The sequence below is a fragment of the Pseudonocardia sp. Ae331_Ps2 genome (assembly GCF_001932405.1).
GTDB lineage: Bacteria > Actinomycetota > Actinomycetes > Mycobacteriales > Pseudonocardiaceae > Pseudonocardia.
The window spans coordinates 54,802-55,444 of sequence record NZ_MCIM01000002.1; the positions used below are offsets into that span (position 1 = coordinate 54,802).

Annotated in this window: 1 protein-coding gene; it reads right to left on the bottom strand. The window is 67.8% G+C overall.

Annotated features, from left to right (window positions below; genetic code table 11):
- On the bottom strand, positions 1-514 hold a 514-nt coding region (locus Ae331Ps2_RS28620; protein WP_217695657.1), incomplete at its 3' end, for a replication initiation protein.
- Positions 515-643 lie beyond the last annotated feature (129 nt).

The following is a 643-nucleotide window of genomic DNA, read 5'->3' on the forward strand; positions in this document are numbered from 1 at the left end:
CGTCGCCCCAGTGGTGGCGCATCTCCCGGTAGGCGAAATGCCGGACACCGTGGAACAGGGTTTCGTTACGGGAGTGCCCGACGGGGGTGCGGCGGCGTTGGTTGTGCCAGCCACGTCCGGGCATGTGCCCGGCCGGGGTCAGGATTCCGCCGAGCCGGTCGAGGGTGGAGGTGTTGTCGTGGATGAAGTGGGTCATCCAGCGGGGGTGGAACGGGTTTTTGATCAGCCGGGCCGGATAGTGCGGGTCACCGCCGACGGCGCGGCGTAGTGCTTCTTCGATGGACAGGCCGTAGCGGACCGATCGGCGGGATCCGTAGTTGGTGAGGTTGATCGGGGTCGTGATGGCCCAGGCGGCGTGGGCGTGACCGTTGACGGGGTTCTCGATGATCACGTTCGGTGGGGGGTGGTTGTCGACGGTGGAGACCATCCGCAGGACCGCGTCGGGGTGGTCGACGTCGACACCGATCAGACCCCACACGTGTTTGGGGTGCAGCTCGACGTGCTGACGGGTCATCGCCGCCGCCCTCGTCTGCCGCCACACGCCGTCGTCGAAGGCGTCCGCGGCGAGTGGGTACCGCGACGTCCACAAACGCTCCCAGATCGCCGTAGCCGCCTCGAACGGCATGCCCCCGACTAGGTAGCC